The sequence below is a fragment of the Cutibacterium sp. KB22876 genome (assembly GCF_059728865.1).
The window spans coordinates 550,097-565,275 of the sequence record NZ_AP040858.1; the positions used below are offsets into that span (position 1 = coordinate 550,097).

General features: G+C 60.6%; 13 protein-coding genes. 1 reads left to right on the top strand and 12 read right to left on the bottom strand.

The features are described 5' to 3' along the window. Positions 1-11: 11 nt before the first annotated feature. The 12 genes from AC6I1W_RS02535 to AC6I1W_RS02590 all read right to left on the bottom strand — a co-directional run bounded on the left by AC6I1W_RS02535 (position 12) and on the right by AC6I1W_RS02590 (position 13,556). Entirely contained in the window at positions 12-1,091 is a 1,080-nt protein-coding gene (locus AC6I1W_RS02535) for a DUF7973 family transport facilitator (protein ID WP_016666558.1), read from the bottom strand. A 174-nt stretch (positions 1,092-1,265) separates the two neighbouring features. Continuing rightward, a complete protein-coding gene (locus tag AC6I1W_RS02540) occupies positions 1,266-1,757 on the bottom strand; it encodes an RpiB/LacA/LacB family sugar-phosphate isomerase (protein ID WP_016666559.1) in 492 nt (163 codons plus the stop codon). Positions 1,758-2,003: 246 nt separating this feature from the next. Next, positions 2,004-2,672, bottom strand: a complete 669-nt coding sequence (locus AC6I1W_RS02545; protein ID WP_016666560.1) for an L-ribulose-5-phosphate 4-epimerase — start codon at positions 2,670-2,672, stop codon at positions 2,004-2,006. Between the two features lie 73 nt (positions 2,673-2,745). Then, a complete protein-coding gene (locus AC6I1W_RS02550; RefSeq protein ID WP_117188339.1) occupies positions 2,746-3,324 on the bottom strand; it encodes a glycerol-3-phosphate responsive antiterminator in 579 nt (192 codons plus the stop codon). Between the two features lie 63 nt (positions 3,325-3,387). Next, positions 3,388-4,038, bottom strand: coding sequence for a class II aldolase/adducin family protein (locus AC6I1W_RS02555; RefSeq protein ID WP_065672890.1), 651 nt, complete (start codon positions 4,036-4,038; stop codon positions 3,388-3,390). Positions 4,039-4,052: 14 nt separating this feature from the next. Beyond that, the gene (locus tag AC6I1W_RS02560) at positions 4,053-5,099 is read right to left on the bottom strand and encodes an NAD(P)-dependent oxidoreductase (protein ID WP_065672891.1); all 1,047 of its coding nucleotides are present in this window, start codon (positions 5,097-5,099) and stop codon (positions 4,053-4,055) included. Next, on the bottom strand, positions 5,089-6,615 hold the full coding sequence (locus AC6I1W_RS02565) for an FGGY family carbohydrate kinase (protein WP_065673059.1): 1,527 nt from the start codon (positions 6,613-6,615) through the stop codon (positions 5,089-5,091). The genes AC6I1W_RS02560 and AC6I1W_RS02565 overlap by 11 nt, the downstream gene beginning before the upstream one ends. A gap of 232 nt (positions 6,616-6,847) precedes the next feature. Next, positions 6,848-7,663, bottom strand: coding sequence for a DeoR/GlpR family DNA-binding transcription regulator (locus AC6I1W_RS02570; protein WP_065672892.1), 816 nt, complete (start codon positions 7,661-7,663; stop codon positions 6,848-6,850). 728 nt (positions 7,664-8,391) lie between these two features. Beyond that, positions 8,392-9,465 carry a mannonate dehydratase gene (gene uxuA, locus AC6I1W_RS02575; RefSeq protein WP_065672893.1) on the bottom strand — a complete coding sequence of 358 codons (1,074 nt, stop codon included), beginning with the start codon at positions 9,463-9,465 and terminating at the stop codon, positions 8,392-8,394. After that, the gene (locus tag AC6I1W_RS02580; RefSeq protein WP_117188337.1) at positions 9,462-11,057 is read right to left on the bottom strand and encodes a mannitol dehydrogenase family protein; all 1,596 of its coding nucleotides are present in this window, start codon (positions 11,055-11,057) and stop codon (positions 9,462-9,464) included. The genes uxuA and AC6I1W_RS02580 overlap by 4 nt, the downstream gene beginning before the upstream one ends. Positions 11,058-11,072: 15 nt before the next feature. After that, positions 11,073-12,485, bottom strand: a complete 1,413-nt coding sequence (uxaC, locus tag AC6I1W_RS02585) for a glucuronate isomerase (RefSeq protein WP_065672895.1) — start codon at positions 12,483-12,485, stop codon at positions 11,073-11,075. Between the two features lie 63 nt (positions 12,486-12,548). Then, the gene (locus AC6I1W_RS02590) at positions 12,549-13,556 is read right to left on the bottom strand and encodes a LacI family DNA-binding transcriptional regulator (RefSeq protein ID WP_065672896.1); all 1,008 of its coding nucleotides are present in this window, start codon (positions 13,554-13,556) and stop codon (positions 12,549-12,551) included. A gap of 176 nt (positions 13,557-13,732) precedes the next feature. Here AC6I1W_RS02590 and AC6I1W_RS02595 point away from each other — a divergent pair, with 176 nt between their 5' ends. Then, a complete protein-coding gene (locus AC6I1W_RS02595; protein ID WP_065672897.1) occupies positions 13,733-15,157 on the top strand; it encodes an MFS transporter in 1,425 nt (474 codons plus the stop codon). The last annotated feature ends 22 nt before the right edge of the window (positions 15,158-15,179 follow it).

The window sequence follows — 15,179 nt, forward strand, 5'->3', positions numbered from 1 at the left end:
CTTGGGTCAGATCAGGCGAACAGGGCAGCCAGTGTGACGACCACGGTGTTGCTCAGCCAGATGGCAGCAGCAGGCGGGTCGATGTGGCTGGTGCCGCGGTCGTACCAAAGCCGTGCGCAGAACTCGCCGAGACCGGCGGCGAAGATGCCGAAGATCGCGGCGATGAGCAGGGCGACCGCCGCCATTCCCCAGGTGTGGGAATCCCACGTCGAGGTGGCCGTCCAGGTATAGGTGCCAATGCTCTTGCCCATCAGCAGCGGGAAGAACTGCACTGCGGCCAGGCCGGCGATGTTCGTCACGTGATGCTGGACCGGCATGTTCCGGTTGGTGATGAGGAACAGGATGATGACGGCCGAGATTCCGAAGCAGAAGCTGTTAGCGTTGAGGGCGGCCAGGTTGTTGTCGAAGCCCATCTTGGTGAGGCGGGCGCCGACGTTGGCGGCCAGGAAGAGCGAGGCTCCACCGGCGAAGATGCCGAAGAGGGAACCGATCGTCAGCAGCTGGCTGGGCTTCTCCTGCCACTCCAGCCACCGTCCGTTGGGACCCGGCTTGATCTTGGCCGGGAAGGTGGTGGCGTCTTCGTGGAAGAGCTCCGGGTTGTGCAGGGAGCCGTGGAACAGACCCTTTCCGGGGAGACCGCCGAAGGCGAGGCGGGCGAGCAGACCGGAGATCAGCACCGTCAGGGCAACGGAGTCGGTGTGCTTGCCGAACCACGGAATGTTGGAGATGCCAATCTGGCACAGGTATCCAAAAACGCCGAAGAGGGCACCGATCAGGAGGATGTCAGGGCGGCCGATGCCGGCCAGCGGGGTATTGACGTCCTTGCCGTCATCGAGACGGCCACGGTAGCGGGCGTAAATGGCTCCCGCGACGCCGCCGGCGAAAGCGATGTGCGGTCCCATGAAGGGACCGAAGGCCAGGTAGTCCAGGCCGAAGGTGTTTCCGGTTGCGGCGAAGACTCCCCAGGAGGCCAGCACGCAGAAACCGGTGAGGACGAAGGCGTAGTTGCCGCCAATGGCAGCTCCGACAGCGCCGCCGGCGATGGCGGCGAGGAGCCCGAAGATGAAGACTCCAACAGAGGTGGTGAACATCGGTGTTCCTTCATGAGGGCGGGATCTACCCGCGATCGGATGTCCGTGGGCAACGACGGTGCTGCACACGGTCTTTCTGGGCGTCCTGGAGGTCGTCCCCCCAGGGGGTGGGGTGGCTCAGATGTGAGGTGTGAAGTGGGTGGCGCGGTCATCGGCTCCCGCGCCACACCGGTGTCAGCAGCAGCTGCCCGGGGCAGCCTCCCCGGCGATGTCGCCTGATTCGTAGGCGTTGATGAGATCGACGTTGGTCTTGGAGTGAGAGCTCGGATCGAAGGTGTACCCGATGAACTCGCGGGCCAGACGACGAGCGAGCTCGAGCCCGATAACGCGCTGTCCCAGGCACAGGACCTGGGCGTCGTTGGACATGATGAGGCGCTCCACAGAGAAGGAGTCGTGAGCGGTGCAGGCTCGGATGCCCGGCACCTTGTTGGCGGTAATGGCCATGCCCATTCCGGTGCCGCAGAGGAAAATACCTCGATCGGCCTTGCCATCCTTGATGACGTGGGCTCCCTTGACGCCGATGTGCGGGTACAGGGTGTCATCACCCTCCTGGACGCCGACGTCGATAACCTCGTCGACTCGCGCATCAGCCTCGAGATCGGCCTTGATGGCGTCCTTGTACTGCACTGCCGCCGGATCTGCGGCGACGACGATTCTCAGTCCCATGATCCCTCCATGCTTCGTTGCCGTGCGTTGGGGAGTCTCACTCGCAAATGCGAGAAGCAACGACTCATAGTGTTGATATTAACACTGTTGATGTGAAAAGTAAGGGATTAGGGTGTGGATTTCGCCACAGTTGGATCCTTCCCCCTCTGCGCACTGGCGCAGGCTCCAGCCACGCGATGCCAAATTGCCCCTGCTGTCAGGTCTGGCCGGACGTGATAGCAGGGGGCATTCCGGGAACGCGTCCCGTCAGAGCGTCACACCTGACGATGCAGCCGCGGTTCCATACCGATTGGTGTATCGGTCATGGTTTGCATCGATCTCGGACTGCGGTAACGGCGAGATCTCCCCGATCAGCTTCGCGTAGGTCACGGTCCGGGCGACGTCCTCCACCATGACAGCAGCCTTGACGGCCCTCGCGATCGACGTGCCAACGGTGAAGACACCGTGCTTCTTCAGCAGGACCGCAGGGCACTGATCAACGAACCTCATGATCTGCTCACCGATCTGCTCGGTACCGATCTGGGCATAGTCGCCGCACGGTACCGGCCCGCCGAACTCGTCGGCAATGGCCGTCAAGCAGCACGGGATGTCCTGACCGGTCGCAGCCCACGCCGTTGCGAAGGTCGAGTGAGTGTGAATAATGCTGCGAATGTCATGACGCCGGCGGTACACGTACAGGTGGGACGCCGTGTCGGACGATGGTCCGTGCACCCCCTCGACGACCTTGCCGTCAAGATCGACGACGACCATGTCGTCCGGCGTCATCCCTTCATAAGCCATGCCAGACGGCTTGATGACGACCAACCCAGTCTGCGGATCGCGGGCTGACAAATTCCCCGATGTCCATGTCACAAGGCCATGGCGTGGGAGCTCGAGGTTCCCATCACAGACCTCGGCCTTGAGATGCTCCAACATAACTGCTCTCCTTCTCCGGACACGTTTTGCATACTGTGTCAGCGGATGACGGCGGGTGATCTGACACGCTGTTTTAGCGAGTGCCTTGACTCAGCGGCGTTCTCTGCCACAGCGGAGGGTATGACGTCGTCACCCCGTCGAACCCGGCGCGAAACAGATCCTCGACGAGCTGCGACGTCCGGACAAAACCACCCGCAAGCAATGTGCGATCAGGACCGGTGGCCCGTATGTGCTCGATGACGGACCTTGCCATTGGCCCCGGCAGGATCTCCACGGCATCAACTTGAATGTTTCCCAGCGTGCGCGCCGCAGTTCGCAGCGCTATTGAGTCGAGCAGGAACACCCTGAATACTGTCTGTAGGTGATGGCGTCGAGCTGTCTCGATGACCTTGGCATTGGTGCTGATGATCGTCTCAACTCCGCAATGATCCTTCAGGAACGACAGCGCCGCCGCGTTTGGATGTAAGCCCGATGTCATGTCAGCGTGAACAATCGCGTGCTTCCCGGCCCCCAGCACCTGTTTCGCACGTTCTGGAAGCTCGTCAAGAGCCACACCAGTCAGCAAGACATTCGGTGAGGGAGCCGCCAGGGCAGCCTGCAACGTCTGGCTCGTGGCAGATGGTATGACCATGCCGCGTCCGAGGTCCGGCATCCGCTTTCTCCTTATGTTCCGGACGTTTCAGGGGCTGAGGCTAGGCAACGTCGTCCCGGGTATTCAGTCTTCGTCGGCAGCCTTCGGCTTGTAACCGGCAATCCCCTGTGTGGCATCAGTAATTTGCTCCTCATCAAGTACTTTGATGGGACGGCCAGTAGACATTGCACGGAGGTGCACCTCACAAATGTACTCGAGGTACGGGAGCAGGGAGAGAGCCCTGTCAACCGTCGGCCCCGTCGTGATCGCACCGTGATTGGCCATCAGAGCTGCGCATCGTCCCTCAAGCGCCTTCGTGACGTTACGTGCCAGCTCATCGGTTCCGAACTCGGCGTACGGTGCAACTCGAACGGCGCCGCCAAACATTCCGGAGTAGTAGTGAGACCACGGAATCTCGTCGACGACAAGGCCCAGAGCTGTTGATGCCGGGGCATGGTTGTGCGTGATCGCCCCTGTGCCGCTGGCTCGATAGACACTCAGGTGCAGCGGCAGCTCCGAGGAAGGCTTGTACTTCGCCTCGATGGCCTTGCCATCCATGTCATGGACCCCGATGTCGGTCGCAGTCAGTTCCTCGTAAGGCACTGCGGACGGCGAGATGACGACCATGTCGTCGACGCGGATCGACACATTTCCTGCAGTTCCCACGACCAGTCCCTGGGCTTGCATGGTGCGGCATGTGTCGACGACAGCCTGTCGTTCTTGTTCCAAGAGCATGTTGTTCTCCTAACTCAATCGATGACATCGGGGTTGGCAAGGTATGTGGGAGTGTGTCCTTGCACCAGTGCAGCGACATCGTCAGCTGCAATACGCGCCGCAAGTTCTGCAGCCTGCCTAGATGCGCCGGCGACGTGTGGGGTGAGGACCACGCGCGGAGTGTGCAGCAGTCTGGAATCCGGCGGCAACGGCTCGCGGGGTAGACAGTCAAAGGCGGCAGCGTAGAGATGGCCACTCTCGATGGCATCACACACTGCGTCGTAGTCGACGAGTGAACCGCGAGCGCAATTGACGAGGACGGAACCCGCAGGCATTTCCGCGAGCTGCTCAGCCCCAATCATGTGACGGTTGTTCTCGTTGGCTCGGGCATGAAGCGTCAGGATGCGACTCACCTTCAGCACCTCGTCGAAGTCATCACAGACCTTGACGCCATCTGGCATCGAGTCGGGATCGGCCCAGGGGTCGAACACCCGCACCGTGGCTCCCATGGCCGCCATGATCATCGCTACCCGGGAACCGACTGCACCACAGCCGACAACTCCTACGTCATTTCGGCTGATCTCCATACCCACCCGGTCGTATCGGTATGCGTCGCCCTCCCAGGTGCCTGAGGTCAAGGTGATGTGGTGAGCAGGGATTTGTCGTACCGTCGCCATGATCATGGCGACGGTGTGTTCGGCTGTTGCCGTCGCATTGCGTCCCGGTGCGTAAGTCACCTGGACCCCGTGTCGAGTGGCCGACTCGATGTCGACGTTGACCGGACCGCCCCGGGTAATGGTCACCTGTTTGAGATCGGGACAGGCGTCAAACACCTCCTCCGTGAATGGATAGGTGTGGCTGACACACACATCGATCCCTTGGAGCGCATGAATGAGTTCACCCACGTCACCGGCTGCCTCGTGCACTTCGTCGATGTCGCCCATGGGTGTGATAGGCCACTGTGATGACAGCTCAGTGATCTCGGCATCGGGGACAGCCTTGCGCAAGGCGCCACCAAGCACCTCGACCGTCTCGAACTGATCACCTGCCACAAGGACTTTCACTGGAGAATCAACGCTCATTGTCAGCCTCCTTGATCTGTCGAAGGGCTCTCATCCGGGGCCACATCGGTCTGATGGCACTACGGGATTCGGAATACACATTCGCGACGGCCTGGTAAATCTCACCGCGCTCCGGATGCGGGTCGAAGGTCTCGAAGGAACATGCCATGGCTGCAGAGGCGTCCCCGATCGTGTCGTAACGGCCGGCCGCGACCAGGGCAAGAACAGCTGCTCCGCGAGCTCCGGCCTCCGGCGCGCTCTGTCGCACCACACACTTGCCCGTAATGTCAGCGAGAATCTCGCAGACCAGGTCGGACCTGAACCCACCGCCGGACACGACGAGATCGCCACTCATCGCCAAGTGTGAGACGCAGTCGGCCAGGGACAACGCAACGCCCTCATAGACGCTGCGCAACACGTCCTCGGGGGTCGTGGTGAGCGACATCCCCATCCACGATGCGCTGGCGTTGGTGTCGACAAAGGGCGCGCGCTCGCCCCCAGGGGAGGCATAGGGCAGGTACACGACGCCATTCGCCCCAGGGGTGGACCGGCGAGCGCGGGCCTCGATGCTCTGCCAGCTCTCATCGGCCAACCCCAGGGTCCGTCGGATCCAGTCAAGGTTTGGCGTGCCCGTCATGGGCGCCATGAATTCCAGCACCTGGGTGCCACGACCGGTCGCCACCAGCATGGACTCCTTGGACCTACGGTCCTCGATGGACGGCAGCAGGGTCCCGACGAATCCAGTGGTTCCCAGAATCAGCCAGCCCTCCCCGTCGTGGGCCGCACCCAGACCGACGCCAGTGACAGCAATGTCAAGCATGCCCACTCCGACCGGAGTACCGACCGGAAGCCCCACCTCATGGGATGCCTCTTCCGTGACATAACCCCCGATGTCCTCGGAACGGCGGATTTCCGGAAGAAGGTCAAGTAATTCCGACTGCCCCAAATCCTCCGCCAATCCGCGCGAGAATCCCTGAGCAGTCGTCGCATCCAGATATGACCGGGAAGCTTCGGTGTAATCCGTGAGACGATTTCCTGTGAGCTTGAATCGTATCCAGTCCTTGCAGTTGAGATGAGTCGCTGCGCGGCGGACACGTGCCCCATCCGTCTCCAACAGCTCCTCCATGAGGACGGGGAAGAGCCCGCCGAAGACCTTCGTCCCTGTCACGTCAAAGACCCGGGACGCTCGACCATCGTCATTCCACTGCTCGACACGTTCGCTGGCCCGACCATCCAGCCACATTGCTGCCGGCCGGACAGGAGCCCCATCCTCGTCTATCAGCCACGCTCCGTCACCCTGCCCGGTGAGACCGACCGCCACGACGTCGTCTTCTGGGCCCAAGGCATCCGCGACACCGTGGATACAGGTTGCGACGGCCTCCCAGATCTGATTCATGTCCTGCTCAGCCTCGCCATGATCGCCGTACCTGACTGGGACCGATTCATGACGGGTCGAGACGACGTCGCCTGAGAGACTGAATGCGACCGCCTTGACCGCGGTCGTTCCCCCATCGACACCAATGACGATTTCAGCCATGATCACTTCCTCGTGATTGTGTTTGCTGGTCCTCATCGCCGAAATAGATCCGATCGACATCTGTGACCATGTGGTTTCCGGCTCAGCGTCCACACAGACGCACTCCACCGATTACCCTTCGCAAACCCAAAACCAAGGCGATAGGGCCATCCGCCATCAGCGGGTGTCAATTCATCGTGTCACCGCACCCGTTCCGGGTCAAGGGGATGGGAGAAAATTACTCCGCCAATGATCACGACTTCTTCGTAGGGCCTTCTGCCACCATGAGGTGAACCCCGAGGTCGCGCAGCTGGTCAAGAATCCCGTGTGGGGTGTGGGCATCGACGACGACGTGATCAAATTCCGTCAGATCGGCAAATTTGAACAGCGCGCGTCGTCCGAACTTGGTGTGGTCGAGCAGCAGGACCCGCTTCTCGGCTGACTCGAGCATGGCCCGCTTGACCTCAACGACCTCCTGATACGGGTGATAACACCCGGCCTCGAAGATCCCCGAGGCGGACAGAAAGCACAGATCCGCGTGCATGGAACGGATCATCCGAACCGCCGCGGGGCCCATCAACGACTTCGCCCAGGACTGGTACTCGCCACCTGAGACGACGAGTTTGTCCGAACCATTGGCAATGACCTCGTCGGCCACCAAGAGTGAATTGGTGACAACCGTCAGTGGTGAGTGGTCTCCGAGGGACCGCAGCAGCCACACTCCCGACGTCGAGTCGTCGAGCATGATCGAGCATCCTGGGCCAATGAGATCTCCGGCAAGGTCGGCTACCGCCTGCTTGTCCGTCGAACTCTGCTCCAGCCGAAATGTGGCGTCCGCCTCGTGCAAACCGTTAGCAACCGCAACCACCCGGCCGCGATGGCGCTGCAGCACTCCACTGGCCTCGAGGGTCGCAAGGTCGCGATAAACCGTCATGGCAGATACACCGGTGGCCTCGACGAGGTCCTCGACGGTGACCGACCCCGCTCGAACGACCGCCTCGGCGATCGCAAGCTGACGTGCCCGCGGCCCGTTCTGGCCCTTGAGAGTCGTGGTCCCACTGCCGGCCATCACCCATCGCCTCCCAACATGTCCAGCTCGCAAGAATCCTATCTGCGAGATGATCGCATGCTGTTCTCAAGCGCAGAAATTGGCGGTTAACCACGATCGCGTCAGGCTGCAACTCACGGACGATCCGAATGGGCTCGTCAGCACCCCACTGCTACGGCCCCGTCCCCGGGGAGGAGAAGTCGAACCATAGGACGTCGAGCGGTCCATAACCGGAACACAGTTCTCTCACCTGACCATGCAAAAATTGCCGAAAGGACTCGAGATCTGGCACATAATCAGGGGCGACACCCCGCATCGGGTGCTGACGGTCGTCATGGTGCGGGAAGTCCGGTCATGACCAGTCGCTGAGGGAAGTGTACAAGCCTACCCAGATCCCACGGTTCCGAACGGCTACGAGAAACTCAGCAACGAAGTCTCAACCTAATACCTTGGCCGTCGGGTAGCGAAGATACAGACTCGAACAACGCATATCCATTATGATGTGTGGCAGTGAGAATAGCGTATTGATAATCCCTGGCGATCATCCTCTCGACCGACCTCACCCATTCATGACCTCACCTATTCATCACGCACCGAAAAAGTATATTCTTCCCAGTGAATAGACATTCCGAAACGATCACGACTCCACCACACAGAACGACCGAGCCTGGCTTCATCAACAGCCTGCATGCCACGAGTGCGACACAACCGCCGAGGACTGGTCCGGTCATCTCCAGTGATCGGCTGAATCAGCTGGCGGACGCCTTTTCGATGGCCTCCCACAAGCCATTAAGGTAGGTGATTCCGAGAGCGCGGTCGTACAGCGGGTATCCCGGTCGGCCCATCTCTCCCCAGATCATCCGACCGTGGTCCGGACGAATGTAGACGTCCGGGCAGTGATCGTGAATGGCCTTCATGATGGCGTACATGTCCAGCGATCCATCACTGGAGAGATGTGCCGCTTCCTTGAATTTCTTGTGTCCTAGGAACTTCACGTTGCGGACATGAGCCGCAGCAATTCGTCCCATATCTCCGTATTTCGTGAAAATGGCAGGAACATCATTGTCGGGATTTGACCCCAGTGACCCTGCGCACACACACAGCGAGTTCGCCGGGGAATCAACGAGATCGACGACCTTCTGTAAATCTGAATCGCTGTGAACGACGCGTGGAATTCCGAAGATGTCCCAGGCGGGATCATCGGGGTGGACAGCCATCCGGATACCGACCTTTTCACAGGTCGGAGCAATTCCCTCCAAGAAGTAGCGATAGTTGTCGCGCAGCTGGTCCGGAGCCATGTCGGCGTACTGGGCCATCACCTCGTCGAGGTCGGCCAGTCGCTCAGGCTCCCAACCGGGCAGCGGAAAGGCCGACGAATCCAGGGTGGCCTTGACAATGTCCTGAGGAGTCAGACCCTCGAGCTCCTCGTGGTCGTAGTACAGGCAGGTCGATCCATCCTCATTGCGGTGGAACAGCTCGGTGCGCAGCCAGTCGAACACCGGCATGAAGTTGTAGACGACCACTTTGATCCCATGAGCTGCGAGATTCTCCAGGGTCTTGCAGTAATTGGCGATGTAGGTGTCACGAGACGGCTTGCCGAGCTTGATGTCCTCATGGACGTTCACCGACTCGATGACCTCGCACTCCAGGCCGGCCTCATTGACCTTCTGGACGTAGGAGGAAATCTCCTCCTCTGACCACACCTCTCCGACCGGAATCCAGTCCATTGCTCCCATGATTCCGCTGGTTCCGGGAATCTGACGGATATTTTGCAGGGTGATGGGATCGGTTTCCGGACCGTACCACCGAAATGTCATCTTCATGATTGTGCGAACTCCTTGTCCAGAACCGCCCTGACGGCACCCGGCTCGGCCGTCAGACGAATGAAGAATTGTTCAACGAGCTCCGCCAGTGGCGTCGTCGTCAGGTCCACACCGAAGATGGCGGCGCGACGCAGGATGGGGGTGATGGCCTTGGGATCCTCGTCACCCAGATGAACTCCTGCCACAACGGGTTTAAGATCATCGAGCAGAGGATCGGGGGAAAGCTCGACCGGCTTGCCGTCATCGGCGATTCCCATGAGGTATCGGCACCAGGCGGCAAGGATGAAGGGGATCGCCCGTAGCGACGCGACGTCCAGGGAATCATCGGCAAGATAGGACTTGATGGTCTCGCCGAAACGGATCGGAATCTTCTGTGAGGAATCAGTCGCAATTCGACTTGGTGTATCGCCCAGGAATGCGTTCGGGAAGCGTTCCTCTTCAACCTCCCGGAGGAATTCCTTGGGATCGACAATCCCGGGGTCACTGACGACCGGTATCCCCTCCTGCCATCCCAGACGGTGCACCAGGCCAGCGAGACCGGGATCCTTGATGGCCTCGTCGATAGTGGGCTTGCGCAGCAGCACGCCGGTGACGGCCAGAGCAGTGTGCAGCGGATTGAGGCAGGTCGTCACCTTCATCCGCTCGAATCGGTCGCACGTGTCACGGTCGGTGAAGTGGACTCCAGCCTTCTCCAGCTCCGGGCGCCCATTCGGGAAGCAATCCTCGATGACGAGGTATTCGGCCGGCTCGGTGTTGACGAATCCTGCCACCCCGGCGTCGGGGTCAATCGACATGTCCTCGAACCCCATCGAGGCGAGTTGGTCGGCAACCTTCTGCGAGGGGGCAGGAGTGATCTTGTCGATGACCGAGATCGGGAAGGCGACCTTCTCCGAGATCCATTCGACGACCTCGTGGTCGATAGTTCCCCTCTTCTCCCACTCCTCGGCGATCGTCAGCACTGAGGTGCGGAGCTCGTCTCCGTTGTGGGAGAAATTGTCACAGGAGACCAGTGCAACCGGAGTGGCACCGGCGTGCGAGCGCTGCACCAGAAGGGCGGCGACAAGGGCCATCGTCGTCGACATCGCATCGGTCATGGGGTCGCGGCCCAAATCCTCGACGACGGCGTCCTGGAAGGAACCGTCGTACCCGGTGAGCTGGTAGCCCTTCTCCGTGATCGTCAGGGTGATCAGCTGCAGGGAGTCAGCACATGCGATCCCGGTGATGCGACGGAAATCGTCAGTACGTCGGTAGGCCAGTCCTTCGCTGATGGAGGCGATGGCTCCGAAGTCAGTGTGGCCATCAGCATGGGAAGTGACTCCCAGGGTCAGCAGGTCATGGTCGCCAAGGCCACGATCGAGGCGCTGCGGACTCCGCTGCGCAACGACAGCGACGCCGCACTGTTCCGCTCCCGAATTCATGACGTCTTGAGCCAGCCGAGCGATGTGGACGCGGAACAGGTTTCCGGGACCAATATGCATCCAGCGCGGATGATCATGGGCCTGACTACGCATTCGTTCGACATCGAAGGTGGGAACGCTGATGCCGGCATCCGTCAGTACGGAACCACGCAGAGAATCGAGATCGAGTCTCATGGCATCTCCTCCGGATCAGAGCCCGAAAACGTGGGCGGGCTGCTCCACGACGAGTCGGTGAGCAATCTCGACCGCCTCGTCCAGGTCAAGCCTGCCTGAAACCACCAGTTCGGCGAGATGGGCGGCATCCAGACGCCGACTCATGTCGTGGCGTGCAGGAATCGAGCAGAAGGCGCGAGTGTCGTCGATCATGCCGCTCACCCTGCTGAACCCAGCCATCTCCGTGATGGCGTGCTTGAACCTCATCACCGACTCGGGGGCGTCGATGAACCACCAGGGCACTCCTATGTAGAGGCTGCGGTACCAACCGGCCAGCGGAGCGATTTCCCGCGAATAAAGGGTCTCGTCGATCGTGAAGATGACCAGCTTGAGGTCGGTGCTCCCAAATTTGTCGAGCAACGGGTGCAGGGAGTCCACGGCTTCCAAGGCAATCGGGACATCAGAGCCGATGTCGGCCCCGAAGCGGCGGAAGGCGGACGTGTCGTGGTTGCGGTGCACCGCCGGATGGACGGTCATCGTCAGGCCGTCCTCACTGGCCATCCTTGCCTGATCAGTGAAGAGATGCCGACGCAGCAAGGTCATCTCCTCAACAGTGGCCTGCCCCGCAACCGAGTCGGCAAAAATCGTCGCTGCACGATCGTGGCCAAGAATGACGGTGCCGAGATCACGGTGGCTGTGGTCACTGGAGACCGCTCCGTGATCCTTGAAGTAGGCACGACGAGTCTCCATGGCGGCGGTGAACCCGTCGAGGGTCGTCGCGTCGTAGCCGCTCACCTCGGACAGCTTCGCGAGGAGGTCCGTCCAGCCCTCGGCCGCCGGTTCCAGGTACTTGTCAGGGCGGAAGGTGGGAGCAACACGACGGGTGAAGGTCTCATCCGCAGCCAACCGCGCGTGGCCGTCAAGGTCATCGCATGGGTCGTCGGTGGTTGCGATGAAGACAATGTCGAAGGAGTCCATCAGGGCTCGGGGGCGGAAGTCGGGCTGAGCGATGTGCTCAGCGATGGCGTCATAGATGTGATCAGCGGTCTCGACGCTGGGGCGCTCGGTGACGCCAAAAATACCGACAAGCTGGTCAACCAGCCAGTAACGCATTGCAGTACCTGCAAAGTCGCGCCAGTGTTCGCAGAGGATTCGGAAGGCATTCCGGTTGTCCTCCTCACTCATAGACTCTCGACCGACACCAAGGTCCTCGAGATCGACACCATTGGCGTGCAGCAGGCGATTCACGTAATGGTCGGGGGTGATGAGCAGGCTCGTCGGGTCGGAGAAGGCCAGGTCATCAGCGATCCATGACACCGGAACGTGTCCATGGGGAGAAATGATGGGCAGATCCTTCGTGGATCGGTAGATTTCGCGCGCAGCGGCCAGGGCGGAGGACTCGCGGGGTAGCAGGCGATCCTCGGAAAGGGTGAGAGTCGACGTTGACATGACATTCACTGTGCCCCGTGACGACATTTCCTGGAACGAGTTGCCGTCACTTGCCCCACTTCGTCAGCCAGATTCACGCTCCATGAAGGACACCGGGACGATGTCCTCGCTGGGGGCCCGACGCTCATGTCGGCTCGGCCTCTCCACCATGTCGAGAAGACGATTGACGGCGACCACGCCCATCTGGAACTGGTTGACGCAAATCGTTGACAGGGCCGGCGAGACCAACGCCGAGAACGGGATGTCGTCGAACCCGATGACGGCCACGTCCTCAGGAACCTTCACCCCACAAGCCATCGCTCGCCTCATGAATCCGATGGCAATGAGGTCGTTGTAGGCGATGACGGCCGAGGTTGGGTGGGCCTTCCACATGTCGAAGACCTCGATGCCACCCCTGATGGTGGGTGTCGGGCAGGCGAGTTGATGCACCGTCACTTGTCCATTTCGCCGCGCCCCGTCGAGCAAGCTGCGCCACCTCACTCCGGATTGCCACGATGCCGTGGGCCCCGCGAGGTAGGTCACCGTGAAGCGTCCATCGGCCACGAGATGGGCAAGCGCGTCTCCAAGTCCTTCATCAGCAGCCGGCGTCACCGACGACACCCCTGGCACCTTGCGATTGACGGTAATCACCGGTTTCATCCCGGCCAGGTGCCGTAAACCGGCGTCAGACATACGTGAGCCGGCAAAAATGAAACCGTCGACGGTGACCAGGGATCGCTTCGTGGTCTCGGACTCGATCTCGGAGGACTCGTTGGAGTCGATGAGGACGACCATGTAGCCCCGCTTACGGGCGCCGGCGAAAATCCCCTTGACGGTGGCACCGAACACCGGGTTCATGGCATCAGCAACGCACGCAGCCACGAGATGATGGGTTCGACTCGCCGATACTCTGGGCACCTCGTCCTGACGATAACCGAGCTCCCGGGCAACCTGAAAGATCCGTTCCGACGTCTTGACACTCACCCGTCCCGGACGAGAAAACGCCCGGGAAACAGTGGACGGAGCAACACCGGCAGCCCGTGCGACGTCGCTGATGGTAACCGGTGTGGTGGACCCCTCGCCTACCCCCATGCTCTGACTCTACCGCTGGCCGGCGTGCCTCATGCCCGAGATGCACAGGGTGCAAACCGTGGCAAAGGATCGCGGTTCTCAGCGCCGCAGTGCGACTCTCTAAACAAGGCGATGTTGCCTGTCCACAAATGCTGTGACGATGACCGTCGCAGCCCCGAAAACACAGAGGGTTGTCAATGTCGACCACTACGACGAAGAGCCAGAAGGCTAAGGCGGTGAACGCTCGCGATTTCGATATTCGCGACATGATCGGTTACGCGCTCGGCGACGTAGGAAACAATTTCACCTTCAACCTGGTGAATTCGTTTCTCATGATCTTCTACACCAATGTGTTCGGCCTCAAGGCCGCCTTGGTGGGCGCGCTGTTCATGTCCGCCCGACTGGTCGACGCCTTCGTCGACATCATGGTCGGCCGCCTCATCGACAATGCCAAGATGACCAAGCACGGACGGTTCACCCCGTGGGTCATGCGGATGAAGTTCCCACTCGCCGCCTCCGCCATTCTGCTCTTTCTCCCAGCTGCCGGGCACCTCCCCATGACGACGCGCGTCATCTATGCCTTCGTCACCTACCTGGCTTGGGGCATCTTCTACTCCTTCGTCAACATCCCTTATGGGTCGATGGCTTCGGCCATCTCGGGCAAGCCGCGCAACAAGACCTCGCTGTCCACCGCCCGTAGCATCGGATCGGCTTCCGGCGCCGCTATCGTCAGCTATGTCGTGCCGCTCATCATGTACGGCAACAACTCCCATCAGATCAATCCGCACCGATTCTTCATAGGTGCTGCGGTCTTCGCCATCCTCGGTCTGTTCTGCTATGTCGCTCTGACGATGCTCACCGTGGAGCGCATTCGCATCGACAAGACCGAGCGTGTTCCGCTGGGAAAGATGTTCTCGGAGATGGCCCATAATAAGGCCCTCGTCATGCTGGTCATCATCGATATTGTTGTCGTCATCAACCAGAATCTTTCCGGCGTCACCCTGACCTACCTGTTCAATGATTACTTCCAGAACAAGACAGCAATGTCGATCGCTCTGGTCTTCAATTTCACGACAGTCATCCTCGTTGCGCCTTTCGCCCAAGCCCTGGTGCGGAAATTCGGTCGGAAAGAATCTGCGACGGTGGCATTGTTCTTCGGCGCGGCCGTGTACGGCACCATGCTCATCATCCACACCCACAGCCCCTGGGTCTTCCTCGTCGGCCTGTTCTTCGGGTCACTGGGTGCCGGTGTGTTCAACCTCATGGTGTGGGCCTTCATCACCGATGTCATCGACGCTCAGGAGGTCATGTCGGGGGAGCGCGAGGACGGCGTCATCTATGGCGTCAACTCCTTCGCCCGCAAGCTCGCTCAGGCCATCGCCGGTGGTATTGGTGGTGTCATGCTGACGATGGTCGGCTACCAGTCCTCCTCTCAGGGCGGCACGGTTCAGTCTGAGTCGGTCGTCAATAACCTGTACACCCTCGCCACCGCTATCCCGACGATCTGCTGCCTCGGCGCTGCCCTCCTCCTGCTGGGCTACCCGCTCACCCGCGCCAAGGTCATCGCCAATGCCGACGAACTGGCCCGCCGCCACGAGGCCCAAGCTGAGCACAACGCCTGATCCCACCATCACGGAGGCACAC